This is a genomic window from Bradyrhizobium sp. CCGUVB23 (assembly GCF_024199885.1).
GTDB lineage: Bacteria > Pseudomonadota > Alphaproteobacteria > Rhizobiales > Xanthobacteraceae > Bradyrhizobium.
This window is the reverse complement of record NZ_JANADQ010000001.1, coordinates 5,251,892-5,277,903: the sequence shown is the minus strand read 5'-3', so window position 1 is coordinate 5,277,903 and position 26,012 is coordinate 5,251,892. Positions and strand designations below refer to the sequence as shown.

The 26,012-nt window shown below is 59.7% G+C and carries 24 protein-coding genes; 18 read left to right on the top strand and 6 right to left on the bottom strand.

Features of this window, described 5'->3' with window-relative positions; genetic code table 11:
* Positions 1 to 356: 356 nt before the first annotated feature.
* The 5 genes from NLN62_RS24480 to NLN62_RS24460 all read left to right on the top strand — a co-directional run bounded on the left by NLN62_RS24480 (position 357) and on the right by NLN62_RS24460 (position 5,530).
* Positions 357 to 1,742 (top strand): tyrosine-type recombinase/integrase, encoded by a 1,386-nt coding sequence (locus NLN62_RS24480; RefSeq protein ID WP_254110521.1) that lies wholly within the window; start codon positions 357 to 359, stop codon positions 1,740 to 1,742.
* A gap of 437 nt (positions 1,743 to 2,179) precedes the next feature.
* On the top strand, positions 2,180 to 3,577 hold the full coding sequence (locus tag NLN62_RS24475; protein ID WP_254110520.1) for a CHASE3 domain-containing protein: 1,398 nt from the start codon (positions 2,180 to 2,182) through the stop codon (positions 3,575 to 3,577).
* Positions 3,578 to 4,446: 869 nt separating this feature from the next.
* Entirely contained in the window at positions 4,447 to 4,722 is a 276-nt protein-coding gene (locus tag NLN62_RS24470; RefSeq protein WP_254110519.1) for a hypothetical protein, read from the top strand.
* Entirely contained in the window at positions 4,723 to 5,232 is a 510-nt protein-coding gene (locus NLN62_RS24465; RefSeq protein ID WP_254110518.1) for a phage holin family protein, read from the top strand. It abuts the gene before it with no gap.
* 49 nt (positions 5,233 to 5,281) lie between these two features.
* Positions 5,282 to 5,530: a hypothetical protein gene (locus NLN62_RS24460; RefSeq protein ID WP_254110517.1), complete on the top strand. Its 249-nt coding sequence runs from the start codon at positions 5,282 to 5,284 to the stop codon at positions 5,528 to 5,530.
* A gap of 18 nt (positions 5,531 to 5,548) precedes the next feature.
* On the opposite strand, the gene NLN62_RS24455 is transcribed toward NLN62_RS24460, so the two are convergent.
* Positions 5,549 to 7,375, bottom strand: a complete 1,827-nt coding sequence (locus tag NLN62_RS24455) for an alpha/beta hydrolase (RefSeq protein WP_254110516.1) — start codon at positions 7,373 to 7,375, stop codon at positions 5,549 to 5,551.
* Positions 7,376 to 7,505: 130 nt separating this feature from the next.
* On the opposite strand from NLN62_RS24455, the gene mgtA reads away from it, so the two are divergent.
* The 6 genes from mgtA (at position 7,506) to NLN62_RS24420 (ending at position 13,449) form a co-directional block, all read left to right on the top strand.
* Positions 7,506 to 10,049 carry a magnesium-translocating P-type ATPase gene (gene mgtA / locus NLN62_RS24450; RefSeq protein WP_254110515.1) on the top strand — a complete coding sequence of 848 codons (2,544 nt, stop codon included), beginning with the start codon at positions 7,506 to 7,508 and terminating at the stop codon, positions 10,047 to 10,049.
* A 178-nt stretch (positions 10,050 to 10,227) separates the two neighbouring features.
* On the top strand, positions 10,228 to 11,061 hold the full coding sequence (locus NLN62_RS24445) for a universal stress protein (protein ID WP_254110514.1): 834 nt from the start codon (positions 10,228 to 10,230) through the stop codon (positions 11,059 to 11,061).
* A gap of 104 nt (positions 11,062 to 11,165) precedes the next feature.
* Positions 11,166 to 11,411 carry a cytochrome c gene (locus NLN62_RS24440; RefSeq protein WP_371933135.1) on the top strand — a complete coding sequence of 82 codons (246 nt, stop codon included), beginning with the start codon at positions 11,166 to 11,168 and terminating at the stop codon, positions 11,409 to 11,411.
* Positions 11,412 to 11,457: 46 nt separating this feature from the next.
* A complete protein-coding gene (locus NLN62_RS24435) occupies positions 11,458 to 11,922 on the top strand; it encodes a hypothetical protein (RefSeq protein WP_254110512.1) in 465 nt (154 codons plus the stop codon).
* Positions 11,923 to 12,619: 697 nt separating this feature from the next.
* On the top strand, positions 12,620 to 12,907 hold the full coding sequence (locus NLN62_RS24425; protein ID WP_254110511.1) for a hypothetical protein: 288 nt from the start codon (positions 12,620 to 12,622) through the stop codon (positions 12,905 to 12,907).
* Positions 12,908 to 12,921: 14 nt separating this feature from the next.
* The gene (locus NLN62_RS24420) at positions 12,922 to 13,449 is read left to right on the top strand and encodes a hypothetical protein (protein ID WP_254110510.1); all 528 of its coding nucleotides are present in this window, start codon (positions 12,922 to 12,924) and stop codon (positions 13,447 to 13,449) included.
* A 66-nt stretch (positions 13,450 to 13,515) separates the two neighbouring features.
* Here the strand turns inward: NLN62_RS24420 and ftsH are convergent, their stop codons facing one another.
* On the bottom strand, positions 13,516 to 15,360 hold the full coding sequence (ftsH, locus tag NLN62_RS24415; protein ID WP_254110509.1) for an ATP-dependent zinc metalloprotease FtsH: 1,845 nt from the start codon (positions 15,358 to 15,360) through the stop codon (positions 13,516 to 13,518).
* Between the two features lie 11 nt (positions 15,361 to 15,371).
* Between ftsH and NLN62_RS24410 the strand changes: the two genes are divergently transcribed.
* The gene (locus NLN62_RS24410; RefSeq protein WP_371933019.1) at positions 15,372 to 16,334 is read left to right on the top strand and encodes a CHAD domain-containing protein; all 963 of its coding nucleotides are present in this window, start codon (positions 15,372 to 15,374) and stop codon (positions 16,332 to 16,334) included.
* A 41-nt stretch (positions 16,335 to 16,375) separates the two neighbouring features.
* Here NLN62_RS24410 and NLN62_RS24405 read toward each other — a convergent pair whose 3' ends face one another.
* Genes NLN62_RS24405 through NLN62_RS24395 form a run of 3 tightly spaced genes read right to left on the bottom strand, consistent with a single transcriptional unit; the run spans position 16,376 to position 19,552 of the window.
* Positions 16,376 to 17,062, bottom strand: coding sequence for an ABC transporter ATP-binding protein (locus tag NLN62_RS24405; RefSeq protein ID WP_254110508.1), 687 nt, complete (start codon positions 17,060 to 17,062; stop codon positions 16,376 to 16,378).
* Positions 17,055 to 18,281 (bottom strand): ABC transporter permease, encoded by a 1,227-nt coding sequence (locus NLN62_RS24400; RefSeq protein ID WP_254110507.1) that lies wholly within the window; start codon positions 18,279 to 18,281, stop codon positions 17,055 to 17,057. Before NLN62_RS24400 ends, NLN62_RS24405 begins: the two co-directional genes overlap by 8 nt.
* On the bottom strand, positions 18,278 to 19,552 hold the full coding sequence (locus NLN62_RS24395) for an efflux RND transporter periplasmic adaptor subunit (protein WP_254110506.1): 1,275 nt from the start codon (positions 19,550 to 19,552) through the stop codon (positions 18,278 to 18,280). The genes NLN62_RS24400 and NLN62_RS24395 overlap by 4 nt, the downstream gene beginning before the upstream one ends.
* Positions 19,553 to 19,786: 234 nt before the next feature.
* Between NLN62_RS24395 and groL the strand changes: the two genes are divergently transcribed.
* From groL to NLN62_RS24370, 5 genes are all read left to right on the top strand, one after another.
* Positions 19,787 to 21,409 carry a chaperonin GroEL gene (gene groL / locus NLN62_RS24390; RefSeq protein WP_254110505.1) on the top strand — a complete coding sequence of 541 codons (1,623 nt, stop codon included), beginning with the start codon at positions 19,787 to 19,789 and terminating at the stop codon, positions 21,407 to 21,409.
* Between the two features lie 80 nt (positions 21,410 to 21,489).
* Positions 21,490 to 21,720 (top strand): ChaB family protein, encoded by a 231-nt coding sequence (locus NLN62_RS24385; protein WP_254110504.1) that lies wholly within the window; start codon positions 21,490 to 21,492, stop codon positions 21,718 to 21,720.
* Between the two features lie 252 nt (positions 21,721 to 21,972).
* Complete coding sequence (locus tag NLN62_RS24380; protein WP_254110503.1) at positions 21,973 to 22,494, top strand: Hsp20/alpha crystallin family protein; 522 nt, start codon at positions 21,973 to 21,975, stop codon at positions 22,492 to 22,494.
* A gap of 85 nt (positions 22,495 to 22,579) precedes the next feature.
* Entirely contained in the window at positions 22,580 to 23,302 is a 723-nt protein-coding gene (locus tag NLN62_RS24375) for a CBS domain-containing protein (protein ID WP_254110502.1), read from the top strand.
* 618 nt (positions 23,303 to 23,920) lie between these two features.
* Positions 23,921 to 24,088, top strand: coding sequence for a hypothetical protein (locus tag NLN62_RS24370; RefSeq protein WP_254110501.1), 168 nt, complete (start codon positions 23,921 to 23,923; stop codon positions 24,086 to 24,088).
* A gap of 43 nt (positions 24,089 to 24,131) precedes the next feature.
* Here the strand turns inward: NLN62_RS24370 and NLN62_RS24365 are convergent, their stop codons facing one another.
* The gene (locus tag NLN62_RS24365) at positions 24,132 to 24,890 is read right to left on the bottom strand and encodes a CBS domain-containing protein (protein WP_254110500.1); all 759 of its coding nucleotides are present in this window, start codon (positions 24,888 to 24,890) and stop codon (positions 24,132 to 24,134) included.
* A gap of 374 nt (positions 24,891 to 25,264) precedes the next feature.
* On the opposite strand from NLN62_RS24365, the gene NLN62_RS24360 reads away from it, so the two are divergent.
* The gene (locus tag NLN62_RS24360; RefSeq protein ID WP_254110499.1) at positions 25,265 to 25,957 is read left to right on the top strand and encodes a helix-turn-helix domain-containing protein; all 693 of its coding nucleotides are present in this window, start codon (positions 25,265 to 25,267) and stop codon (positions 25,955 to 25,957) included.
* Positions 25,958 to 26,012 lie beyond the last annotated feature (55 nt).

Genomic DNA, 26,012 nt, shown 5'->3' with positions numbered 1-26,012 from the left:
GAAATCGGAAATGACAGGAAGTGAAAGTGGAAACGGCAGGAAAAAGCGCAGACCCGTTCACCTACGGACCAGGTCTCTCGGGCTCATGGCACCGTGCACACATTTGGCCAGCCGAAATGGGCCGTTCCGCGTTCGCAGATGAGTACTGGGTGGCGCTCCCTAGGGGAATCGAACCCCTGTTTCAGCCTTGAGAGGGCCAAATAATGGGTTCGTCTCCGTCCGCCACCGTCCGCCGATGTCCAATAATTTCAATAGGTTGATTGTCCATAATCCAGTATTATTCGCCGACGTACATAGTCGAATATTCGACGGATATTCGACGTGTGCGATAAACAGTATGTCGAAGGCACTACCGAATGTCGAAGGTTCTCACCGAGGCTCAGGTCACGACAGCTAAAGCGCGCTCCAGGCTTGAGCTTGGCGTGCATTGGCGTCGCCTCGATGCGGAGGCGCATCTCGGCTATCGCAAAGGAAAACAGAGCGGTGTTTGGTTTGTCCGCTGGCGTAATCACCACGAAGGCGGCAACTACAAGCAGGAGCCAGTCGGCGTCGCCAACGACGTCAATGACAAGCCCACCGATGGGATTCTGACCTTCGAACAGGCCGTGAGAACGGCACGGGAGGCCGTAGCTCGAGCCAGAACAGAAGCCGCGTCGCAGGCGGCGGGCCCAGTTCCTACCGTGCGGTCGGCCGTCGAATCCTACGTCAAGGAACGCGACGCTCGAGAAAGACGCCGAACAGGTCGCGACGTCCGATCCGACGCCGCTACCAAGCTGCAGCGCTACGTTCTTGGTCAAGAAAAGCGTGGCAATCAGGAAGCTGCGGAAGCTGCTCCTCTCGCATCGGTGTATTTGCATGCCTTGACAGAAGATGACTTGATAACGTGGCGTGAGGGTTTGCCAGAGGACCTAAAGGTCACGACCAAGCAGCGGTTCGTGAATGACCTCAAGGCTGCACTAAACGGCGCGTGGCCGCGGCTTTCCGCAGATCGGAAGAAATTAAACCCGACGTTCCTCGCCATCGTGAAGGCCGGCTTCAAAGCCGAGCGGATCGATGATGAAGATGATGTGTCGGTTGCTCGGGATAACCAGATTCTCACGGATGAGGAGGTTGGCGCCATCCTTCAAGCTGCGTGTGAAGTCGATCAGGAGCAAGGATTTGATGGCGATCTATTTCGGATCGTCGTTTGTCTGGCCGCGACCGGCGCGCGGTATGCCCAGGTCAGGCGAATGCGCGTCGGCGACGTACAGGTTTCTGCGCGGCGTCTGATGGTGCCGGGCTCCTACAAGGGGCGCGGCGGCAATAGCGGCTCAGACCCGGTCCCAGTGGGCGACGATGTGATTGAGGTGCTATTGCCTGCAATCGCCGGGCGGCCAAGCGATGCACCTCTCTTCGAGCGATGGATTCATGAACAGGAGCCGGGGGGCATCGCGTGGAAGAAGTCTGAACGCGGTCCCTGGAAAAGAGCCGAACTTGCACGTCCCTGGAAGGCCATTCGCGAGCGCGCTGGTATGCCGGACGTGATTCCCTATGCTTTGCGGCACTCTAGCATCGTGCGCGGTCTCCGAAAGGGCTTGCCCATCCAACAGGTCGCCAAGCTGCACAACACCTCAGTCAAGATGATCGAGCGGCACTACGCGAAATACATTGCGACCGCCTTGGAAGACCTCGCGAGGGCGGCAGTCGTGCCCCTGGTGCCGCGGAGTCATGGAAACGTCGTGCCGATGGGAAAACGCGCGTAAGGGATCACCCCGAGGTCTTGCTCGAATTCATTCGTCTGATGGCGCTGGTAAACTCGGAAGCTTTTCAAATGGTAGGTTCAAATCGGGGAGGCGCAACCACCGATACCGACATTCGCTAATCTTTCGATCTTAGTTCTCGATTAGACAGGCTCGCGGGCACGCTGGTAAGGTCGCCACACGGCCCTTGCAGCTCACGCCACAGCGCCAAGCGGTTGCCACTGGCCGCCACCCCACCGGTGTCTGGCGGATAGTCGCATCGCTCATCCGAGTCAATGATCGCGAGCCACTGCCACGGCTGTAATCTCAGCTCGGCATGCAGCTCATTGTGCAATGTCGAAGCGCGGTCGGTTCTGGGCACTGACGTAGTTGCAATTTCTTCCAACTCCAGAGTTCCAAGTGGTAATATAGCACTTTACATGCCGCGCTGGGGAAGGCGAATGAATGCGCCATTCTGGTATCTGTCGAGACCGAGCCGGGTTCTTACCCTGATTGCGCTCGCCGCCGCACTGACCATTTTGGCAGGATTTCCGCTGTCTCTAAATATGTTGCGCTTTCGGGAAAACCTCGCTTGGGTCAATCACACCAACGAGGTCTTACGCCAACTTTCCGCAACTGAACGCGCGTTGCTCGAAGCAGAGTCATCAGAACGTGGCTATCTTCTGACAGCGGACGCGACCTACCTGTCAACTTACAACGAGTGGAAGGACGCTATACCAGCTCTGCTGTCTTCGCTGAGGGGCCTAGTTACAGATAACACTGTTCAGCAGAAACGCGTCGACGACTTAAGCTTGGATATTAAGGCGCGGTTAGAGGAATTGGCTCGCGCCGTGCAGCTCGGTCCCCAGCGGCTTGCGGATGTTCTCGATATCCTCAAGTCGGCAAGGACTACCCAATTAACACCTCGGATCATACAATCGCTGTCCCAGCTAAGACAGACTGAACTGTCCCTGCTGGAAGCTCGACAGGCAAGTGCTGATCGTAGCGGTATCTTCGCGACCATATCGGCAGCGGCTTTGTTTGTTTTTGCGCTCATCAGCGCGACCTTCGGCATTTTCATCTTCGAACATCAGCGAACGATTGAACGGGAACGCCAGCTCCAAGAGGTGCAGGCGCAGTTGTTCCAACTGTCCAGGCTAACCTCGGTGGGAGAAATGGCCGCCGCAATTGCTCATGAATTGAACCAGCCCCTCGCAGCCATGATGAATTATCTTCGTGGTTCGAAGAGACTGCTTGAGGGGATCTCGGACGAACGTATCGACAAAGCGCGAGATGCACTGGATAAGGCCGCCAGCCAGTCGTTGCGGGCCGGTGAAGTGATCCGGCGACTTCGTGACTTTATAACACAAGGCGAAATCACGCCCAAGGTTGAGAACGCGAGAACCATGGTTGAGGAAGCCGTGGCGATCGCCCTGAGGGTCGCGAATGACCATACCGTTCGTGTCGCTATGCAATTTGATGGGTCGGTGACTTACGTGCTCGTAGATAAGATTCAAATTCAACAAGTCATTGTCAATTTGGTGCGCAACGCGATCGAGGCCATGGAGAACACCGTTCGTCGAGAACTAACGGTCTCAACCCGGGCAGCTGAAGATGGAATGGTTATCATCAAGGTAGCTGACTCCGGACCAGGGATCGACCCAAGTGTGGCCCCCAAGCTGTTTCAGCCATTCATCACTTCAAAACGGAACGGCACGGGGATCGGTCTATCAATTTCTCGAACAATCGTTGAGTCTCACGGTGGACAAATGGCCGTCGATCCAGCCGCTCTTGAGGGGACAACCTTCTATTTCACTGTGCGAGGTGTCGCCTCCGAAAAGCTTCAAAGCGCTGAGTAGCCGAGCAGTGGGCTGGCGTTCTGAGATGTCGGGTTTGGCCCGAAGCTGAACTGCGCCTAACTCGCGGTCGTGTCGGCTGTTGTCACAGATCGGACGGCAATCGTTGTTCTCGCATGCAATACTGCTGTCGCCCCGAGCGGGCGTCTGGGGTCCGGCAGGATTGAGTAGATCGCACCGATCAGAAAGGTGATCAGCATAACGATCGGTATCGCTTGCCAGCCGATCCGATACAGCTGATAGACCAGCGACGTCAGCCGAAGCCACCGCGGACACCGCAATGCGCCGACCAAGAATATAAACAGCGCGCCGAGCATCTGAAGGAAGACTGCGATATCCTCCGCGCGCCTACCGTGGACTTGCCCAGATCGTGCAGCCTGTGCAGAACCGGATTGGGCCCAGCTGCCGGCTGCGAATTGTGCCGATTGACCTGACGCACCTCGTCGATCAGGCCCCTGAAATTGTCAGAAATCCTGACAACCTCGACCGACCGACCCGATGTCGCCGCCCTGCGTGACAGCTTCTCCAGGAGCAAGGCGCCAAGCGTATCGAGCTCGCTAACACCAGCCTTATCGAGCGTCATTGCCTTCGATCGGTCGGCACCTTCCCTGATCGATAGAGAGAGCGCTTTGAGCTTCTACACATTGGTGGCAATCCACGGCCCCTCCGACCGCAATTCGAGCCCGTCGCCGGATGGCGCTGCCAGCAGCGTTGGTTCCGAGTTCGCGCTTGTATCCTCATCGGATCGATGTCGATCAGCATCGATTTCTAGATCTGCCTCAAACACGCGTTCCCCCGGAGGCTCCCTTGACGCAAATCAACGGCTATACGGCCGTCTCGCATAGACTTTTTGTATTCAATGGAGATCGCCAATGTTCGATACCGGCAGGATGAGGGACGAACTGAACACGATGAAGGTCGATGTCACGCGACTGCTGAGCGCGGCCGGCGAGCAGGCGTTCGAGACGTCGAAGGACCACGCCGAGGCTTTGGCCGATCAGATCAAGGCTACCCTGGCAGAGCTGGGCGAGACCGTGAGTGAGGAGCAGGAGCAGCTCCATCGACTTGTCGCCGAGCGCCCGGTGGCTTCCCTCGCCTCGGCCTTTGCGCTCGGCGTGGTCGTAGGCCACATGCTGAGGAGATACTAGGTGAGTACGGAAAACATCGTCTCGCACCTGCGAGTGCTCTGGCGCACCGACAGGATCATCGCCGATATCAGGCTGCGGCATCTCCTGATCGGGCTGAGCCTTCGCGCCTTCGCCGCGCTGATCGCCACGTTCGGTCTGCTGATGCTCGAATTGTCGGCCTATTTCGCCCTGGTCCAGATCTGGAGCGCAATCGTCGCAGCAGCCGTTCTCGGCGCGATCAATTTCGCAATCGCGGCGGTCCTCTTCATCGCCGCTGGGCGGCCGCCGTCTGGACGCGAGATTGAACTCGCCAATGAGATCCATGGCGCGGCGATCGAAGCCCTCCAACTCGAGGCCCGCGCGCTCCACGCCCAAGTGACCGGCGCGGCCCACCACCCCCTGAGCGGCCTGCTACCGATTGTCACGCCGCTGGTGGCAATCGTCGCGAAGAGCCTGCGCAAGTCGCCAGTTGCGCCTTCCTCGCCAACGCCGCACGCTGGCCCTATAGCCGGCACGACACGGCCGGAATAGCGCCTTGAAGGCCCGCGCGGCACGTTTCCCTAGTCTTCAGGAGCCGGCAATGACCAGAACCCTAGTTCTCATCATCCTTGCGAGCGCGTTGCTCTCCATCATCCTGGCAGTGACCTGCCATTTGGCTTTCCCGGAGGTTCTTCCCTATGCCGTTGGAGAAGATGAAGCTCTATCGTGGCGCAGGCAACTCGCCTTCTTGACAACGGCGACAGCATGGCTATCGGCGGAATTTGCCGGGATCCTTACGATCGTACTCGTCGCCCATCTGTGGAAGCGGCACTTCTTCAGCAACAACTAATTCAATGGTTTATTGTCTCTACTGCTCGAGCACGTAGGTGCCGGGCGCGTCGCCCAATGACGCGCTTTTTCGTTCCCAGTCTCTCGGCGATGGAACTGCGACAGGCAGGCCGGAATGCGCAGCGAGGAATTGCGTCCACTCGATCCACCACGACCCTTCGTGGGACGGCGCGCGCTTGATCCACTCGTCGGGCCCAATGCTGGGATCATTCGCCTTCTTCGAGAGTACCTGATAGCAGTACCCCTCTTCACTTGGCGCCGCAACGATGCCGGCATTGTGCCCACCACTCGTCAGGACGTAGGTGATGTCTGCATTGGCGAGGAAATTGATCTTGTATGTCGACTTCCAGGGCGCAACGTGGTCGCGCATCGTACCGACAACAAACATCGGCATGTGCAGATCTGAGAGGGAGATCGGCCTGCCATCGACCTGATAGCGGCCCTCGGCGAGATCATTGTTGAGGAACAACCGGCGCAGATAGTCGGAATGCATCTGATAGGGCATGCGTGTGGCGTCGGCATTCCAAGACATCAGCTCACTTGGCGCGGCTCGCTCTCCAACCAGATAGTCTCGCACGACGCGTGACCAGAGCAGGTCGTTGGTCCGCAACATTTGAAAGGCCCCGGCCATCTGCGCCGTTCCTAGCAAACCTTGCCGCCACATCATGTCCTCCAGGAACGCGACCTGGCTTTCGTTGATGAATAGCGTAAGCTCGCCAGCTTCCGTGAAATCGGTTTGCGCTGCGAGCAGCGTCACAGTTCGCAGACGGTCGGGGCGCTCGCGGCCCAGCCTCGCCGCCGCGATCGACAACAGGGTGCCGCCAAGGCAATAGCCCGCGGCGTGGATGGCCTGTCCAGGCCGAAGCGAGTTGATGGCGGTGATTGCCGCATTCACTCCGAGCTCGCGGTAATCTTCGAGACTGAAATTGCGATACTCAGGCGTCGGATTCTTCCATGAAATCATGAAGACGGTGAAGCCGCTTTCGACCAGGAAGCGGACGAGAGAATTGCGCGGCGACAGGTCGAGAATGTAGTACTTCATGATCCAGGCCGGCACGATCAGAACGGGTTCTGGCCGCACGGTCGGCGTCGTCGGAGAATATTGGATGAGCTCGATCAATTCGTTGTGGTAGACGACTTTACCGGGCGTGATGGCCACGTCCTTGCCAACAACGAACTTCTGATCGCTCCTGAGCGCTGCGCCGGCAAGAAGAGCCTGGCAATCCTCGTTCCAGTTGTGCAGGCCACAGATGAAATTGCCACCGCCGGTCTCCATGACCTTGCGCAGAACTTCCGGATTGCTAATGGCGAAATTCGTCGGAGCCACCGTGTCCAGACATTGACGCAGCGTGAAGTCCACGATTGTTGCGTTCGAATGCGCCAATCCATGAATACCGATTGTTGTCGAATGCCACCATTGTTCGGTCAGCAGGAAGGCCTGGGCAAGAAGATTGAAGGAAGGCAGCTCCCAATCCGTACCCATGAAACGGCGGTCGTTCTCCGGCGGCCTGATCACGGACCAAGGCTGGAACCTTGCATGCCTCGGCACCATGGCGTCGACAAGATCAAATGCGTTCTGGATCGCCCGACCGACCAGACTGGCCTGCTTTCCGGGCGAGGCCAGAAGGTGCAATCGCCAGTCAGCAAGAGCCAGGGCCAGGGCTGCCGGCGAGAGGCCTCCGGTAATGCGCGCGAGCGCCGCGTGGAAGACTCGATCGATGGCCTCGACCGCGGGATCAGAGCCGGGCTGGGCTGGCGCCGGTCCCTCACTGATCGGGGGCTCCACAGGGATCTGATCAGAATTGGAAGCTGTGAGAATGCGGCCGACGGATGCTGGAGGCGACATACTGAACTCCTTTGGCGCCCACAAGCTATCCATGTTGTCCAAGACCGAATTGAGCTGCATCAACCCGAAGATCGAGCTGGCTCCTACCTTCGCCTGGCCCAAGTGACCTAATAGACCGGCGAGCCCGTCAATGATCGAGCAGCCCAACGCGGCCAAGGCTTTGGCTCCTGCCGAGTTCTGGCAAACGCCAAAGGACGTCCTCTACCATGCGCTCGGCTCCGGACCGGACGGCCTATCGCAGGCCGAAGCGGACCGGCGCCTGGCGATCTTCGGAGCCAACCGTGCTGACGCCTCTCAAAGCCGTTCGGTCCTGCGCAAGCTCGGCCAACGCCTTTGGAATCCGTTGATTGCAATGCTACTGGCGGCCGCACTCGTATCCGGGGTAAGCGGCGACGTTGGCAGTTTCGCCATCATCGCAACCGTGCTGTCTCTATCCCTCACTCTGGACATCATTCAGGAACATCGCGCCGAGCTGACGGCAGAGGCGTTGCGGGATTCGGTCGCAATTCAGGCCGACGCCGTCCGGGATGGTAAGGACGTTGCGATACCGGTGACCGCCCTCGTCCCGGGAGACGTCGTAAAGCTCCGTATCGGCGATCTCATACCAGCCGACGGCATTGTCCTTGAGGCCCAGGAATTGCAGGTCAACGAGGCTCTGATGACGGGCGAGCCGTTTCCGGCCCTCAAGACGGATGCCCCCTGCCCAGCAGCATTGCCCGCGGAAGCTACGAATGCGCTGTTTGCCGGAACGAGCACCGTGGGCGGAAGCGGGAAGATGTTGGTCGTGAGGACTGGAGGTCAGACGCGCTTTGGCGCGATCGCTGCGGCACTGGCGGCCAATGCCCCACCAACAGCTCTTGAACAGGGCGTGCGGAAGCTTGGACTGCTAATCCTTCGGCTAACGCTGTTTCTCACTCTCTTTGTCCTGATGGCTCGTCTCTTCGCGCAACGACCCGCAATGGAGTCCTTCCTGTTCGCGGTCGCACTCGCTGTGGGCTTGACGCCCGAGCTATTGCCCATGGTTATGACGGTGACGCTCGCCCGCGGCGCGCTGCGCATGGCCGACAGAAAGGTCATCGTCAAGCGACTGTCCGCGATTCACGATCTGGGTGCGATGGACACGCTTTGCGTCGACAAGACCGGTACGCTGACGGAGGCCAAAATCACGCTCGAGGCGCACGTCGATCCCAAGGGGCGATCCAGCGATCGCGTCCTGAGCCTCGCTTATCTCAACAGCGCCTTCCAGGCCGGCGTCAGAAGTCCCCTCGACGAGGCGATACTATCAGCGAGGAGCGACGGCATAGATGGCTGGGTTCGGCTCTCGGAAGTGCCGTTCGACTTCGAGCGAAGGTGCCTCTCAGTTCTGGTAGCGCGGAACGGCGCGCAGATGCTGATCGCAAAAGGGGCGCCGGAATCCATCCTGGTCCGCTGCGACGCCGTAGACATCGACGGTCTGGCCCATCCGCTCGACGACGCCTTGCAGCAGAAAATGGGAGAGATCCAGGATCGATATGCTCGCGACGGTTTCCGGCTTCTTGCCGTCGCCGTGAAATCCATTTCGCCCGGGCAGCAGACAATTGCCGTCGGCGACGAGGCGGATTTGACCATGATTGGGTTCTGTGTTTTCGCCGATCCACCGAAGCAGGATGCGGCTTCGGCCATCAACGCCCTCACCTCGCTCGGCGTGACGATAAAGATTCTCTCGGGTGACCACGGAGCAGTTGTCTCGCACGTTGCGCGATCGGTAGGTCTTCAGACGGATCGTATCATGACGGGCGCCGAGATCTCCGAATTCACCGACGCCGCGCTCGTGGCCAAGGTCGATGACATCGATCTGTTTGCCCGCATTGATCCTGATCAGAAGCGACGGATCATTGCCGCACTCCGCCATCGCGATCACGTGGTCGGCTTTATGGGAGACGGCGTCAACGATGCCCCAGCGATCCATGCAGCTCACGTGGGCATATCCGTCACGGGCGCTACCGAAGTCGCCCGCGCGGCCGCCGACATGATCCTGCTGGCTCCCGACCTTTCAGTCCTTGCGGCTGGTGTGCGCGAAGGCCGCAGAACCTTTGCCAACATACTGAAGTATGTTCGAATGGGAACGAGCTCGAATTTTGGCAACATGCTTTCGATGGCCCTGGCCTCGATCGTGCTTCCATTTCTGCCGTTGCTGCCATTGCAGATCCTGTTGAACAACCTGATCTACGATTGCTCCGAAATTGGCATCCCTTTCGATGAGGTCGACCGCGAGGACGTTGCCCGCCCGGAAGCCTGGAACATGGCAAATATCCTTCGCTTCACGATCGTCATGGGCATGGTCTCCTCCCTGTTTGACGTGGTTACCTTCGCCGTACTTCTCAAGCTGTTTGAAGCGGATGCGGCACTGTTTCAGACCGGATGGTTCGTCGAATCAATATCCACGCAAATCCTGGTGATCTTCGTGATCAGGTCTCGCTGGAGACCGTGGCGCGCGAATCGCCCTCACATCATCCTCATCGCCACATCTCTTGGCGCACTCATCGGCGGTGTGGGGCTTGCCCTCGGCCCATGGGGAGGACTATTCGGCTTCACCGCGCCTTCTGCGGCGATGCTTGCGACGATACTCGCTATCGCGGCTTCTTATCTCATCTCGGCGGAGATTGCCAAGCGCCTCGCCGTCTCAAACCCGTAAGGCCCGCGAGTGGACGGCTCGGCGGTTTGAGAGCGTTGACGATCGATGACCGATCAAAAGCTCCCGCCTCGTTGCCGAAACGATGTCCGGCGCGTTCGCTCCCGCTTTGACGTGCGTCAAGATGCTCGGCGGCGACATGTGCTGCTCTTGAACCCAGACATCGGAGCGGGAGGCACGCATGTTCAAAGACCTACTGGTACACATTCCTACGGAGCGGTCGCCCCGGCCCGCCATCGACGCATCCGTTTCCCTGGCGATGACCGCCGGCGCACACCTGGACGCAATCGCAACCGGATATGCTTCGACGAACGTACCATTTGTTGCGGAAGGCGGAGCAGCCATCGCATCGTCTCTGCAATTCGAGTACGAACGCGCGCTGGAACGGGCAGACGCCGCATTGCGCATTTTCGAGGTCGAAGCGAAGAACGCGAAGATTACCTATGGAAAATACGCACTGAGCGAATCTATCGCGGAGACCATTTCGAGGGTTGGTGCGGCGGCGCGCCTCCATGATTTGACGGTCGTGTCCCAAGGGAATTCGGACGTCGAAACGTTCGACAACCAGCTCCCACAGGAGCTTCTCTTGCAGGCGGGTGGGCCGGTGCTATTCATCCCCTACACCTTCCGTGGCGCGTTTAAGGCGTCACGCATCGGCATCTGCTGGGACGGCAGCCGCCTAGCCGCTCGCGCTTTGCGGGACGCGATGCCATTCATTACCGAAGCAGATGCCCTGACGACCATCAGCCTCAACGCTTCCGAGGTACCGGCCGATGCATCGCCCGAACGGCTCGCGAGACACCTCGCGCGGAAGGGCCTGCCGACGAAAGCCATTTCGCTTCAGTCCGACCGTGGCAATCTGCAGTCGAGCATCCTGTCGATCGCTGCGGACGAAGGCCTCGACCTCTTGGTTATGGGTGGCTACGGGCATTCTCGGCTTCAGGAAACGGTGTTCGGCGGCGTTACGCGGGAGATGTTCCGCAGTATGACTGTTCCTGTCCTGATGTCGCACTGATGGAGCGCGACGTGAGGACACTTCTCCGAACTGAGCGCGCTATAGCAGGCGCCGTTCTCGGCGCGGCTTTACTTCTCTCCGCAGGCCCAACTAGGGCTTCGAGCATCGAGCAAGGGCGGCGGCTCGCGCTACTGTATTGTGCCAAGTGCCACGCGACCGACAAGGTCAGTCCCAGTCCACTCAAGATCGCTCCCCCGTTCAGGACGCTACACGAACGATATCCGATCGAGATGCTGCAAGAGGCCCTGGCCGAGGGCATCGTCACTGGGCATCCGACAATGCCGGAGTTTCGTTTCGATTCCGATCAAGTCGGCGATTTCATGGCCTTCCTGAGGACGCTGGAGCAATGAGGGCCGATTTCTGGAGGATGGCTGGATGACTCTACGGAAACTCTGCGTGGCTTTTGCCATCTCGGCGTTGGCGGGCACAGCCGCAACTGGCCAATCGGACTTCCAGCCCTCCCCGAGCGTCAGACAGTATGCGCCTCGTTTGGCCGAAATCATGAGTGCGGCGCAGCTTCAGCATCTGAAATTGTGGTTCGCAGGCAAGTCGAAGAACTGGGAGCTGGCTGCGTACGAATTGCGTCAGTTGACGGATAGTCTTGCCCAAGCTGCCGTATTCTACCCGGGCATTCCCGTGAGCAACGTGACCACGATGGAAAAACCGCTACTCGCAATAGCGGACGCGATCGAAATGAGAGACGTCCGCAAGTTCGCCGCTTCCATGCGCGGGCTGACGGACGGCTGTAATGCCTGCCATACCTCACTGGAGCGCAGCTTCATCGCAATAGGCGTACCGACCGATCAGCAGCCGACTGCCAACCAGATATTCGCACCAATGGGAAAAGCTCAGAAGAAGTGAGTTGGGCTCGATGCGACATCAGCCGATGCCGAGATCGTTCATCGCATCGGACAGCTGCGGGCTCGGCTTTTCGTCTTGAGGGAGACGGCCGGTTGAACTAGTGGCCGGCTCGACGTTCGCGCTCAACGCGGTCAGGTCCCCGGCGGATAGATTTGCTCGCGATGAACTTCCCGGCCGCTCTCATCGGTGACGACGATCCGGAGTTCCGGATGGCCTTTCGGTTTCTCTCTGCGCACTTTGTCCGCGAGGCTCTTGCTATGCGCGATGGCGGCGCCATCACTCACAACTCCAGGCCTGACTTGTCCCGGGCTGGCACGCCGTCCTTCATGTCGAAGTAATAGGTGCACATTGACTCATTCCCGCTGCCCGCTCGCTAGGGTTGGTCAAGCTCATCAACCCGGAAGTAATGAGCCGCCGAGCCCAGGGGGGGATTGGATCTCGGCGGCAACTTGGGGGCGTAACCGTGGGGTCGGGTTACGTAAGGCGAAAACTAACAGCACCGCTCGGTGCGGACTTGATCCGGATCAAGTGCGACCTAGCCGAACTAATTTCCTTCGCGCCTGGATCGCGCGAAGGCTGGCCCGTCGTCACGTTGACGAGGTGAATCCTTGCACAGGCCAAGCACTGCACGACAGCGAGTTGATTGGTGCTCGCCTCGGATCGCTCGTTGAGGTTGGACATTCATGGGGAGTACGCCATGGATCGGTATATCGCTCGGGCCAACGCTGATCATTTCATCACGCGGTTGAGCGACGGTGATCTGACGCCTGATGGCCGAAGCACAATCACCAAGATGCTGATCGCCGAAGAAGACCGGCTCCGCCACGATCTGGAGCAACTCGAGTTTGCCGAAAATAGAGCCTCAGCGAGACGCAAGCGCGTGAATCAATCAGCGACCTGCGCGACAATCTTCGCGTCGCGTCATGCCTCTCCACAATTGATTGATATCAACATCGTTCGCACCACGGCGTCCTATGCTTATTAAAATGGGAGTTCACCATGATCGGAATCACATTGACCGCAGATCAGATTTCAAATGCGCCAATTGAGGTGCGACGGTGGATTGAACGCGAGGTCATCGCCGGCCTCCGCCTGGCGCCGCAGACTCCGGCTTCGTCGCCCCCACGCTCCGCTCATCCAGCGATCTGCAGCGAAGACGAAATGGCGGCGATCTTTGGCCGATTGCGGGGAATGCCTGTTGCCCTCAGCGCGCTATTCGAGTTCAGGCAGCCCGGCATCGCTTTCGGAAATCCGCCGGTCAAGAGTTTCCGACTGATGGATATTTTGCACAACAGCAAACTGCAGAGTATCGAGCAGGTAATGACCGGGCTTGACGCCATCAACGCCACTCTTGCTGAACTGCGTGGTGATCCAGGCGTCCGCTTCTGCGACTTGGATAACGAAGGTCATTGCTTCCTGGCGCCCGAAACACAAGCGAGCGTCGCAAAGCTTTGGCACGATGTCGTTGTTCGGCAGGAGCCACCTGCCAACGCGCGTCGGGAGCCGCTGCTGCGTTCCGCGGGCTGAATTCGAAAAATTCGGCTACCAGCTCACTCTTTCGGGCATAAATGCGAGCCGAGGATCCTGCCGCGATCACGCGGCGACCGGCTCGCGTTCCTTGGTGTACGTGCCCAGCAGTGGCGCAAACTGCTCGGACGTGACTGTTTCATTTGCGATCAAGAGTTCAACACCGGCGTCGAGGTCGTCACGCCGATGCTGCAGGATATCCCGGGCGCGACGGTCGCCCTCCTCGATCAGGTTCCGTACGGCGAGATCAATCTCGCGGCCAGTCGCCTCCGCAGCGGCAGCGACCGCATCCTGGGTCGCCGCGAGAAACGTTTGCGGCTTGGGCGCGTAGGTGCGCTGCCCTACTGTCTCGTCCATGCCGTACTTCGTCACCATCTCGATGGCAACTTCCGTCGCGCGTTGAAGATCATCGGCGGCGCCGGTCGAAATGGCCCCGTCGAAAATAAGGCGTTCCGACGCGCGTCCTCCCATCAGCACAGTGATGCGGTTCTTCAGTTCGTCGACTGTAAGCAAGAACCGGTCCTCGGTCGGGCGCTGGATGGTGTACCCCAGCGCGCCGATCCCGCGCGGAATGATCGAAACCTTCTGCACAGGGTCGACGCCGGGCAGGCTGGCCGCGACGAGGGCGTGCCCCATTTCGTGATAGGCTACCCTCCGGCGCTCGCCCTTGCTGAGCACCCTGCTCTTCTTCTCAATCCCGGCCACTATCCGCTCGATCGCCGTGACAAAATCGGTGAACGTGACCTGCTCGCCGCTCCGTCTGGTCGCGGCGATCGCAGCTTCGTTGATCAGGTTTGCGAGATCAGCCCCAGTGAAACCGGTCGTCAATCCAGCCACCTTGTCGAGGTCGACATCCTTGCCCATACGGATCTTGCGGACGTGCACCTTGAGAATGGCAATGCGCCCGCCCTTATCCGGTCGGTCGACAAGGACCTGTCGATCGAACCTGCCCGCCCGCAGCAGTGCGGGATCCAGGATCTCGGGGCGGTTGGTGGCGGCCAGCAGGATGACGCCGGCACTCGGGTCGAAGCCATCAAGCTCCGACAGGAGCTGGTTGAGGGTCTGCTCCTTTTCGTCGTAGCCACCGAACGACCCCGGCCCGCGGCTGCGGCCCAGCGCATCGAGTTCGTCGACGAAGATGATGCATGGTGCCGCCTTGCGGGCCTGTTCGAATAGGTCCCGAACGCGCGCTGCGCCAACGCCAACGAACATCTCGACGAATTCCGAGCCCGAGATCGAGAAGAAGGGAACGCCGGCCTCTCCCGCGACGGCTCGGGCGAGCAGGGTCTTCCCCGTCCCCGGCGGTCCCACAAGCAAAATTCCCTTTGGCACGTGCGCTCCCAGCCGGCCATAGCTCGTGGGGTCCTTGAGAAACGAGACCACTTCCTGGAGCTCGAACTTCGCCTCGTCCACCCCGGCAACGTCCGCAAAGGTAACCTTTGTGTCCTTCTCGACATACACTTTTGCACGTGACTTACTGATCGCCATAAGCCCCCCGAAACCCTGGCGGCCGCCCATACTGCGACCGATCCAGAACCAGATCACGAAGAAGACGATGACTGGAAATACCCAGGACAGCAGCGTTTGCAGTACACCATTCCCAGGAACGCCAGTAACACTCACGCCCTTTGCTGCGAGCCTTTCAGCCAAGGCCATATCCACACGCGCGGTAACGAATGCGGATCTTCCACTCGCAAGAGGCTCTCTTAATTTTCCGTTTATCGTATCCTGCCCGACTGAAACCTCGGCGATCTTGTCTTGCGCGAGCAATTGTTCAAACTGGCTGTAGGGAATGGTTTCGATTGAATTGTACGTCGACAGTACGAACTGAACGACCGCGAGGAGCATGCCGCCCGCGAAAATGATGCCCATCGCTATGGTCTGCTTCCGCGAAACTTGATCGGATTCCACCTGCTCCTCCCATGGCCATACAAATAAATGGTATTCGGAGACAGCGGGTTCTGCTTGATTCAGGTCAACACCGACGACCGCGAAAGCATAATAACAAAACCTCTCATGAAAAGTACTCAGCAGGATTTCGTTCGATGGAACGGAATGCTTCGCTCCTAAACCAGACGGCTCGCCTGCTCGCCAAACCAGACAGAATCGATTGCGAGACGGCGTTCCGGTGCATCGTAAAGGGATGCATCCATACCATGCAGCGCTGCCGAACCGCGGCCGCCGATGGTGACGCCGACGCAGTCCATAAGATGCGTATCGAGCTTACGCGATTCCGCGCAGTCCTACTGTTCTTTTCGCCCATCCTCACGAAAGCGGGTTGGCGCCGGACCAGACGCTACGCTCGGTGGTTGAACTCGCGTCTTGGGCAGGCCCGCGATCAGGATGTCCTGCTCCAGTACGCAAGGCGGCGACGCTATCGTAGGTGGGCGCGAACAAGTTTTCGACCGATCGAACGAGAGCGAACCAAGAGTTATCGCAAATTGGCTGTCGATCTTCATTCTGCGCGTTACCACCGGCTGATGCACGATATCGACCGGCAGACCCATCAGCCTCAGGTGAGCAGCGAGGGACCTCAATCTGGCGACGTGGGCATGTTTAGCGAAGCGCGTCTGCTTGAATGGCGGGACGAGATTGAGCGGACGGGTCGGCATCTCCAACAATTGGGGCGAACGCGGCAGCATCGCCTAAGGCTGAAGTGCAAGCGCTATCGCTACGTCGTTGATTCCCTCCTGAAGCTCGGGGTGGGCTTGAGTCTCCAGGACTTGGAGTTTCGAGAGACCGCCAAGCAAGCGCATGCAACGTTAGGCGATCTTCGCGACCTGAGACGTTTCAAATGCGCCGGCGATGGTCGACCACCTCGCTATCGTGCCAAGAAACGGAAGCTGCTCGAAAGGGCAGAAAGCGCATTTCGCCGGCACGGTTAAGCGGTCCTTTCGACCGGTCCTTATGCGCCGCCTTGCAGCGTTCATTGGTCCGCGATCCGGCCGTCGACCACCTGAATGATGCGATCGCATCGGCGCGCAAGGTCCAGGTTATGGGTGACGAGCAGAAAGCTCGTGCCACTCTCCCGGTTGACCCGTCGCATCAGCTCAAAGACGGCATCGGCAGACTTCGTATCCAGGTTACCGGTCGGTTCGTCCGCCAGCACGAGATCCGGATTCATGGCGAGTGCCCTAGCTACCGCCACCCGCTGCTGCTGGCCGCCCGACATGTTGTTGGCAAGGTTTCTTCCAAACTTCTCGAGGCCCACCTGGATCAAGAGATGCTCAGCCCGGGCCTCGATCTCCGTACTTGGAAAACCACGATCTGCCAGCATCGGCATCATGATATTCTCGCGCGCGGTGAACGCCGAAATCAGCAGATGAGACTGAAATACGAAGCCGATGGTGTGACCTCGCAGATGCGTGAGTTCGTCGTCACCGAGCAACGCCGTATCCCGCCCCTTGATCAGGAGCCGGCCGGACGTCGGCCGATCGAGCAGGCCGACGATATTGAGCAGCGTACTCTTGCCGGAGCCGGATGGCCCGATCAGAGCCAGAAACTCGCCATGATCGAGCTCGAGGTCGATGTCATGCAGGACCTCGACCTCGGTGAGCAAGCCGACATTGTAGGCCTTGCAGACGCCCTCGAGCTTCAGGATCGCGTCAGCCACGGATCGCCACCACCGGATCGAGTTTCGCGGCCCGCACCGCCGGCGCCATCGCGGACAGCAAGCCCGTGACGGTGGCAAGTAACGCCGTGTAGATGAAAAGGCTTCGCTCGAGGATCAGCGGAAAGAATTCCGTGCCATCGGCCTGGCGAGCCACTGCATGCCAATAGACCAGCGCGAAGGCCCCCATCGCCGCGCCAAACAGAGAGCCTATAAAGCCGAGCATCGCGCCCTGGAGCAGGAACACCCGCAGGATCTGTCCGCGCGACGTGCCCATTGCCCGCAAGATGCCGATCTCCTTGGAGCGTTGAATGACCGAGACGATGAGAACCGCGGCGATACCGAAGGCCACAGATAAACCGACGAAGATTCGGATCAAGGTGTTCGTGTAGATCTGCGCCTGGACCGCGGTAAAGAACTGCGCATTGGTGGCAATCCAACTATCGGCCTCGACGGCTGTCGCCGCCTGGATCTGCCGCGCGATGATCTCAGCCGCATAGATGTCCTTGATCGCCATGTCGATAGTGGTGACGCCGCCGATCATACCCAGCAGAGACTGCCCGGTCCGCAGCGCGACGAAAGTCACACGCTGATTGACGCTCTTGTTGCCGAAATCAACCAGCCCGGAGATCGTCAGCACCCGATTGGCGCCAGCAGCCGCCTGCAGGTTCAGCTTGTCTCCGACGGTCGCGCCGAGATTCTTCGCGAGCTCGGTGCCGATGATAACGTCTTCACTGGTTAGCCGCGCCTCGCCGACGGCGATGTAGTCCGGCACCCTGACAATGCTGAAGTACGTCTCCGGTTCGATTCCCGTCAACGTCACCGCACGGCTGGCGTCTCCACGGACCGCAAGAACCGAGCCGGTGATGGTGGGAGAAACCGCAGTGACCTCGGGCATCGCAAGCATCTGGCTCCTGATTTTCGGCCATTGGTCGATCGAGATCACCCGCTGGCTCGGCCGCTGCACCACCGCATCCTCGATCTCGCCGACTGCGTTGCGCTGGGGACGCGCCACCTGATCCGGCGTGAGAAGCTGGATTTGCGGCTGTGACGTCAGCACGCGCTTGATGAAATTTGCCTCCAGGCCCGCGAGCATCGCCGACATGAAGACAATCACGCCAACGCCGATCGATATCCCGCCGATGATAAAGATGGTCTGTAACCTTCCCTCGCGTAGGAAGCGCACGGCTGCAATCCACTCGAATGGGAGCCAGTGGTTCATGGCAGGACGGGCCGTACGCGCTGCCCGGTCAATACACCGGAGCTCTGCGGGATTCCGATATCGCCCGGCTCAAGCCCTTCGACGATCTCGATCTGGCTGTTGCCGCGCAGGCCCAGCTTCACCGGGCGCTTGGCGGCCCTGCCACCCCTGATGGTCAGAACCCAGGGTTGCCCGGAGAGGATGTCGTGCACCGAGCGCACGGGAAGGACCTCCGCGTTGTCCTTCGCGGCCACCTCGATATCGACCGAGACCGTCATGTCCTGACGCAGGTAGTCGGGCGGTTCCACCACAGTCAGCTTCACCTCGACGGTCGCGCGGGAAATGTCGACGCCAGGGTTGATGTAGGTAACTGTGGCGGCAAAATGCCGGTCGGGATAGGCATCTGCGGAGGCCACCGCCTTCTGTCCCAGGGCGAGCTTGCCGAGGTTTCGTTCATCGATCTGAAGCACCAATTGAAGTTCGCCTAGTGGCGCGAGCACGAGCAGGGCCTTTCCCGCCTGCACCACGGTGCCGCGCTCGACGCTCCGGGTGATGAGAACGCCATCGCGGGGCGCGGCAATCGTGGCGTAACCAAGTCGGGATTCCGCCGTGTCCAGGTTGGCCCGCGCCTGATTGAGCTGTGTCTGAGCCATGACATAGTCGCTGCCGCCAGGGCTGGCGGTATAGACCTGGAACTCCGCCGCGCGCTTCACGGCGCGGGCGACGTCAAGCGTTTTCTGCGCGTCATCTAAGGCGGCCCGTGTCGCATAGCCGTTGCGCTCGAGCTGCGCCGTGCGGTCATAGGTTTGTTGGGCATTCAGAAGCGTTGCTTGGGCCTGTGTCAGCGCTTCCTTGGCCGACGGAAGCGTCAGCTCCTCAAGCTGCCTTATCCGCGCCTCCGCCTGGGCCACCGCACCCCGCGCCTGCACCACGGTCGCTTTCAGTTCGCGCGCTTCCAGCGCAATCAGCGGCTGGCCCTTGATGACCTTCTCGCCCTCCTGCACCAGCACTTCTTCCACCGTGCCCGTGATCTGGCTGCCGATCTCGACCCGGTACGGTGTCTCGACATGCCCGCTCGCCACCACGGATTCGATCAGGCGGCCGCGCGTGACTTGGTCGACCACGACGGCAGGACCAAGCACCCCCCGGACGCCCTGCCAGGCCCCAAGGCCCACCAACACGATGGCCGTCAGGATAAACCATCTGTGAGCAATGAAGCCCGACCAGGCCGACGCGGCAGAGAACCGGCTCGAACTTCTCTGCTTTGGGAATGGGAGTGCTTGTTCGACCATGACCGCGCCGTGCACATCGCAAAACCGATCGGCGTCTTACATTTCACGCCTCGGCCAGAATGCCGCACCAATGCCTTGGGCAGATTGCGCTACGTCAATACTCCGCTCGGAACCTTTCCGCTGGCTGACTGCAAAGGGGCGTTCACGTTGACCAGGATCAAGTTGAGCCAAGCATACTCATACACACTGGCGCTCAGATCACATTGGCCACGGCAGCAAACCTGAGGCATTCAAATGGCGCACAAACAAGTCCTGTTTCACTCGGCGGCCCGTGAAAAGGTGTTGCGCGGCGCATCCCTGCTCGCGGATGCCATACGGGTAACCCTTGGGCCGAAGTCAAAGTCCGTTCTGATCCAGAAGGCGTGGGGCGCGCCCATCGTCTGCAATGATGGCGTCACCATTGCCAAGGAATTCGACCTCAAAGATGCGGAAGAGAACCTGGGTGCTCAGGTGCTGCGGCAAGCCGCCGAGAAAACCGGCGACGTCGTCGGCGACGGCACCAGCACTTCGACGATCCTTGCCCACGCCATCCTTTCGGACGGGGTTCGGAATGTCGTCGCCGGCGCGAGCGCGATCGACCTCAAGCGTGGGCTCGATCGTGGGACACAGGCTGCAATCGCGGCTTTGCACGCCATGGCGAAGCCGGTGAAGACCAGGGCCGAGAAAGTACAGGTCGCCACGATTTCCGCGCACAACGATGTCTCAATCGGTGAGCTGGTGGCAGATGCGATCGAGAAAGTCGGCGGCGACGGCGTCATCTCGGTCGAGGAGTCCAAGACGACCGAAACCCTCCTGGACGTCGTCGAAGGCATGAAATTCGATCGTGGATTTCTCTCGCCGTATTTCGTCACGGATGCGGACCGGATGGAAGCTGTACTGGAGGATCCCCACGTTCTGCTGTGCGATCACAAGATCGGCGCTCTGCGCGATCTGGTCCCCTTGCTCGAACAGGTCGCCAAAAGCGGCCGATCGCTACTGATCATCGCCGAGGACATCGAGGGCGAAGCCCTCGCCACCCTCATTGTCAATCAACTTCGTGGCGTGCTTAAGGCTTGCGCTGTCAAGGCACCCGGCTTCGGCGATCGACGCAAGGCCATGCTGGAGGACATTGCCATACTGACCGGCGCGCAGGTGATCGCGGAGGAGATCGGCCTGAAACTGGAAAACGCCACACTGCAACAGCTCGGGCGTGCCGCACGCGTGGTCGCCGATAAGGAGAATACCACGCTGATCGGCAGTCGTGGCGATCGTGCCCGGATCGACGCACGGCTGGCTCAAATTCGCGTCGAAATCGAAAAGACCACTAGCGACTATGATCGCGAGAAGCTCGAGGAGCGCCTCGCCAAGTTGTCGGGCGGCGTCGCCGTGATCCGCGTGGGAGCACCGACCGAAGCCGAGATGAAAGCGAAGAAGGAAGCGCTGGATGACGCCATCAGTTCGACAAAAGCCGCGGTCGCGGAAGGCATCGTTCCGGGCGGTGGCCTTGCACTGCTTCGTACAGTCGCGGCTGTAGCCAAGGAGGAGGCCGCGTGCGAGGGCGACGAACGAACCGGCTTACAGATCCTGCGGCGCGCACTCGAAGCCCCCGCGCGCCAGATCGCCGAAAATTCCGCGACTGACGGCGGCGTCGTGGTTGCACGGATGCTCGCCAGCGAGGGCAACTTCGGCTTCGATGCCGCCCGGAAGGTCTATGTCGACCTCGTCGAGGCCGGTATCGTCGACCCGGTGAAGGTCGTACGGACCGCGCTTGAAAACGCGGTTTCCGTCGCAAGCGTGCTTCTTCTGACCGAGGCGACGATGACGGAAATTTCGGAGCCGAAGCGCGAGCGGTTGCCCGAGCCCGACATGGCGATGTAGCTGCGGCACGTCCCTGCCGCAAACTCCAGCGTCGGCCAGTTACCGAGCGATGGCGGGACGATTTGTCACAGGATGTGACGATGCCTTATCGTTCAAACGAAGATCTTCCCGCCGGAGTACGACACCACTTACCGCCTCATGGCCTGGACATCTATCGGGAAGCGTTCAACCAATCCTTTGCCTCGCATGTCGGGGACCTCCGGCAGGAAGAGATCGCACACCGAACGGCCTGGGCCGCCGTGAAGCACTCCTACGTGAAACTTGGCGACCAATGGGTTCCGAGGGACCGGATGCATAACCGACGCATATGATCTCGACTGTCGATCGAGAAATGTCCGTCTCGCTGCCGCATTTTGCTCCGTCGGATGGGCGCTGATCGCCGAGCTCGCGCCGCGCTGAACGAGGCCTCACTCACCGCCTTTTTCCAGTGAATCTAAACGCGACTGAGCTCCAAACACCTTTGCTGCTCTGCTCGCGAATTTGAGCAAAATCAACCTTCGCCCGATGGCCGTGATTATTCTTCATGGCGACCGGGATGGTCAAACCTCGAAGGAGAAATCATCATGGCAACCGAGACAAAATTACCTGTCATGAAACCGTCCAGCGCGCCCGCAGTCGGCAGCGAGACATGGCGGCCGTTTCAGGCACTGAGAAACGAAATCGACCAGATATTCGACGATTTCGGCAGCGGCTTCTGGAATCGGCCGCTCCGATCGCTGGCGCGGCTCGAACGCGACTTTTCCAAGTCGATCTCTGCGCCAGCTGTCGATGTCGCCGAAAGCGACAAGGCGTACGAGATCACGGCTGAGCTGCCCGGCCTCGACGAAAAGAACATCAACATTACGGTCGCAAACGGCGCTCTCACCATCAAGGGCGAGAAGCGGGAAGAGACCGAGGAAAAAAAGAAGGACTACTACGTCTCCGAGCGCCGCTATGGCACCTTCGAACGGTATTTCACCCTGCCGGACGGTGTAAACGCCGACAAGATCGAGGCGACCTTCAAGAACGGCGTACTCAAGGTCACGCTTCCTAAGACCGAAGAGGCGCAGAAGCCGGCCAAGACGATTAACGTGAAGGCGGCCTGACGGCCTCACCGAAGCGAGGCTGCCACAGCCGCAGCCTCGCCTCATCCATGCAAGTCAAAGCGTTATCGACTATTGAGGGCACATCATGCGTGCACATCATGTCATGACTAAAGACGTTGTTGCCGTGACGCCGCACACCACGATCGAAGAAGCGGCCAAGATCATGCTTCGGATGCACATCAGCGGCCTGCCTGTCATCGATGATGCCGGCAATCTCGTTGGCGTCGTCTCGGAAAGCGACTTCCTCCGGCGCAGCGAGATCGGCACCGGTCGCAAGCACGCCGCTTGGTTGAAGTTCTTCATGGGGCCGGGACACGCGGCAGCCGAATTCGTTCACGAGCGCGGCCGCAAGGTCGAAGATGTCATGACGCAGCGGGTGGTCTCCGTGCAGGAAGAGACTTCACTGTCCGATCTGGTTGACCTGATGGAAAAGCACGACATCAAACGCGTTCCCGTGATGCGTGGCAAGGCGCCGGTCGGAATCGTCACGAGGACGAATCTACTGCAAGCCATGGCGAGCCTTGCGCATGAAATTCCCGATCCAACTGCCGATGACGAGCACATTCGAGAGCGCATCACGCGTGCGGTCAATGCCACCGACTGGCGTCCGATCGGCTTTGAGGTGAATGTCCGCAGGGGCGCCGTCCATCTGCATGGCCTCATCACGACCGATGAGGCGCGGCGGGCGACAATCATCGCCGCCGAGAACACCAATGGCGTCAAGGAAGTTCACGACCATCTCTGCTTCGTTGATACCTACTCGGGGTTCTATGTGGAGTCACCCGAAGACATGAAGGCCGCAGGCTGAACGTCCCGCAGATCGAGGCAAGAAGAGCCGCTTGTACTGAGTTCCGGGACGGCCGCTGAAGGGAACTCCATTCCTTTTCGTCGAGTGGGTCTCTGCTTGCTCTGTATAGAGATTCTCGCCCCAACAGGCTCCGTACGACCCGGGGACCAGCGTCAGACTCCACACCGAGACGCCCATCCATCTCAGACATCGGCGAAACATACTGCGTGACATAGAACACCGTCAGGCGATCGTGACTCGCCAGGCGAGTATCCCGCGAGCCGCCATCTCTTTTCCCGGCCTACGCATACCTCCTTAGGTGAAGCTCCCAAATTTCGTCTGCCGCGCCGATACTCTAAAAAGGTTTCGCCAGCACGCATTTGGCTCGACGAAGGGGCCTGCAATGAATCACTCGATTTACACAGCTGATAAGGCAACGCACCTGAAGGTGGTCCTAGCTGTGCTTCTCGCCAGCATCGCCATCGTGGCAACCACACTGACCGCCCGCCTGAACCATCCGGCAATGGATGTGAGAGCGTCCGCTCAGACTGTCTACGAGCCTCGCCCAAGCCACGTCCTTACCGAGGTCGCGCAACGCGAAGGGCATCCGATTTAAATCGGCTGTTGGAGGATCACGAGATGACTAGCGAAGCAATCAAGGCGCTGATGATACTCGCGCTGTACGGCGCGCTCGAAATCGCGCTCTATTTCTCATCGTTCGAGAGGTTCGCCAAGCGTCCGGTCCGCTCCGAAAGGCGTCAAACGCCGAGCCGTGAGTTCGCCGTTCAATCACCACCGGAGGATTGAGGAGGCAGGCGGCACCGTCAGCCGGAGCGCCGCGACGATGCCATTACAGCGGCTCGTCATCCAGTGTTGACGGCTCGATCTGAAGAGACACGAAATCGCCTCCGCCATAGTCGTCCTCCGAATCGGGATGGGCGGACTGAAGACAAAGGCGGTCGTCCACTGCTCGAACGCCTGGAACGTTCTCGCAAGCCACGATTACGGCCTGATGGGCGTTTCCATTCTTGGTGACTCCACGCAGTGTGACCGCGCCATCCTTGACGCTGACGTTTAAACCAATTGGCTGCCACGGTACCCTGGCCAGCGCCGCGAGAACGGACCGGCGGATCTGATTGTCGTCCTCCGTATAACCGGAAGCGCTGGTCAGCGGACCGGCGACTGCTGACAGGAAGTCGGACCGGGTGATGATGCCGACGATCCGATCGCCGCGCATCACCGGAACATGATTCACGTGCCGGCGCTCCATCAGGTCGGCGATTTCCTTTAAAGGCGCCTCCTCGCTGGTAGTCGCTGGCTGACGCGTCATCACCTGCTCGACCTTGCGCCCGTGCTCCTTGACGAATTCGCCTGCGAGCCGGTCGGCCCCAAGTAGCATTGTGAGTAGTCGATTGTGCGCATGTTCCGTTCCGAGCTCGGTCCGCCTGAGAAAATCGCCCTCGCACAGAATGCCGACGAGCTTCCCATTCGAGTCCACGACCGGAAGGCCACTGATGTGATGAGCAAGCATCACCTTGATAGCGTCGGCAATCAAGGCGTTAGGCCGTATCGTCATCACCCGTCGGGACATGATCTGGTGCGCGCGCATATCTTCCGCTCCGAAAGGTTCAAGAGGTAATTGCGGCGTCAACCGACGTCTTGATCGAGATCAACGCCAGGACAGGCCTGATCTTGCAAGTCCGCGTTTCGACATTCCTAGGCGATTTGCGCCTGGTTAGAGGGCGGTGGGAACTACCCAAGACAGGCTTGGCTTCCGGAGCGCCCCACGAAAGTCGTCAACGCGGATTTCCGATCGTCCGATCCCGAACGCTTGTCCCTCTGGATGAGGGGCTGAGCTCAAGCAACTACACCGCATCGCTCCCAGAACTCCGGGAAGATAAGTAGTTCTCCTTAGGGATTCCTGCGAAATATCATTCCTAACTGCAGTCACGTACGGTCTGTCCATCACGAGGGAGATGGCCGATGCTCACAAGCGCCCCCACCACCACGCCCATTGGTGCTAACAAAATTGCACCTACCCCTAACCACGTCTCCGACCAATTCGCCGGCATTACCGGCCATGTCGGCTTAGTCGCCAGCGAGTTCGCTTACAAGAAGGACGAGGAGATCTTCGGCGAGAAAGAGCCGGCTGAATACGTTTACCAGGTCACATCCGGTGCGGTCCGCAGCTACAAGCTTTTGGCGGATGGACGTCGTCAGATTGGTGCATTCCACCTACCCGGCGATGTCTTCGGGCTGGAAGCCGGCTCGGTTCACCGGCTCGCTACTGAGGCTATCGTGGATACGACGGTGCGCCTTATCAGGCGCACCTCTCTTGAAAGGGCAGCAGCGGCCGACGTCAGCGTTGCCCGCAAGCTTTGGATCATGACCGCCGGCGAGTTGAAGCGGGCGGAAAATCACATGCTCCTCCTCGGACGCAAGAACGCGCTGGAACGGATTGCGAATTTCCTTCTCGATATGGACCGGCGTCTCTCCGTCACCGGCATGATGGCGCTGCCGATGTGCCGGCGCGACATCGGCGACTATCTCGGACTCACTCTCGAAACGGTCTCGCGCGCGCTCTCTCAGCTCCATGCGCAAGGCGTTCTCGGGTTTTCCGGTGCGCGTCAGATCGAACTGCGTAACCGCGATCGGCTACGCAAGATCGATGCGTAACACTTCGCATTTCGGCTCGAGCCACCTTCGCACCTCGCTCGATAAGGCTGAAGTA

What these genes read in the sequence shown, in the direction of transcription:
- NLN62_RS24375 (WP_254110502.1), top strand. Translation starts at nt 22,580, where the DNA reads ATGCGTGCACATCATGTCATGACTAAAGACGTTGTTGCCGTGACGCCG.
- NLN62_RS24385 (WP_254110504.1), top strand. Translation starts at nt 21,490, where the DNA reads ATGCCTTATCGTTCAAACGAAGATCTTCCCGCCGGAGTACGACACCAC.
- NLN62_RS24425 (WP_254110511.1), top strand. Translation starts at nt 12,620, where the DNA reads ATGGATCGGTATATCGCTCGGGCCAACGCTGATCATTTCATCACGCGG.
- groL (WP_254110505.1), top strand. Translation starts at nt 19,787, where the DNA reads ATGGCGCACAAACAAGTCCTGTTTCACTCGGCGGCCCGTGAAAAGGTG.
- NLN62_RS24400 (WP_254110507.1), bottom strand. Translation starts at nt 18,281, where the DNA reads ATGAACCACTGGCTCCCATTCGAGTGGATTGCAGCCGTGCGCTTCCTA.
- NLN62_RS24455 (WP_254110516.1), bottom strand. Translation starts at nt 7,375, where the DNA reads ATGTCGCCTCCAGCATCCGTCGGCCGCATTCTCACAGCTTCCAATTCT.
- NLN62_RS24365 (WP_254110500.1), bottom strand. Translation starts at nt 24,890, where the DNA reads ATGCGCGCGCACCAGATCATGTCCCGACGGGTGATGACGATACGGCCT.
- mgtA (WP_254110515.1), top strand. Translation starts at nt 7,506, where the DNA reads ATGATCGAGCAGCCCAACGCGGCCAAGGCTTTGGCTCCTGCCGAGTTC.
- NLN62_RS24480 (WP_254110521.1), top strand. Translation starts at nt 357, where the DNA reads ATGTCGAAGGTTCTCACCGAGGCTCAGGTCACGACAGCTAAAGCGCGC.
- NLN62_RS24395 (WP_254110506.1), bottom strand. Translation starts at nt 19,552, where the DNA reads ATGGTCGAACAAGCACTCCCATTCCCAAAGCAGAGAAGTTCGAGCCGG.
- NLN62_RS24360 (WP_254110499.1), top strand. Translation starts at nt 25,265, where the DNA reads ATGCTCACAAGCGCCCCCACCACCACGCCCATTGGTGCTAACAAAATT.
- NLN62_RS24380 (WP_254110503.1), top strand. Translation starts at nt 21,973, where the DNA reads ATGGCAACCGAGACAAAATTACCTGTCATGAAACCGTCCAGCGCGCCC.
- NLN62_RS24445 (WP_254110514.1), top strand. Translation starts at nt 10,228, where the DNA reads ATGTTCAAAGACCTACTGGTACACATTCCTACGGAGCGGTCGCCCCGG.
- NLN62_RS24420 (WP_254110510.1), top strand. Translation starts at nt 12,922, where the DNA reads ATGATCGGAATCACATTGACCGCAGATCAGATTTCAAATGCGCCAATT.
- NLN62_RS24475 (WP_254110520.1), top strand. Translation starts at nt 2,180, where the DNA reads ATGAATGCGCCATTCTGGTATCTGTCGAGACCGAGCCGGGTTCTTACC.
- NLN62_RS24470 (WP_254110519.1), top strand. Translation starts at nt 4,447, where the DNA reads ATGTTCGATACCGGCAGGATGAGGGACGAACTGAACACGATGAAGGTC.
- NLN62_RS24460 (WP_254110517.1), top strand. Translation starts at nt 5,282, where the DNA reads ATGACCAGAACCCTAGTTCTCATCATCCTTGCGAGCGCGTTGCTCTCC.
- NLN62_RS24370 (WP_254110501.1), top strand. Translation starts at nt 23,921, where the DNA reads ATGACTAGCGAAGCAATCAAGGCGCTGATGATACTCGCGCTGTACGGC.
- NLN62_RS24410 (WP_371933019.1), top strand. Translation starts at nt 15,372, where the DNA reads ATGGCCATACAAATAAATGGTATTCGGAGACAGCGGGTTCTGCTTGAT.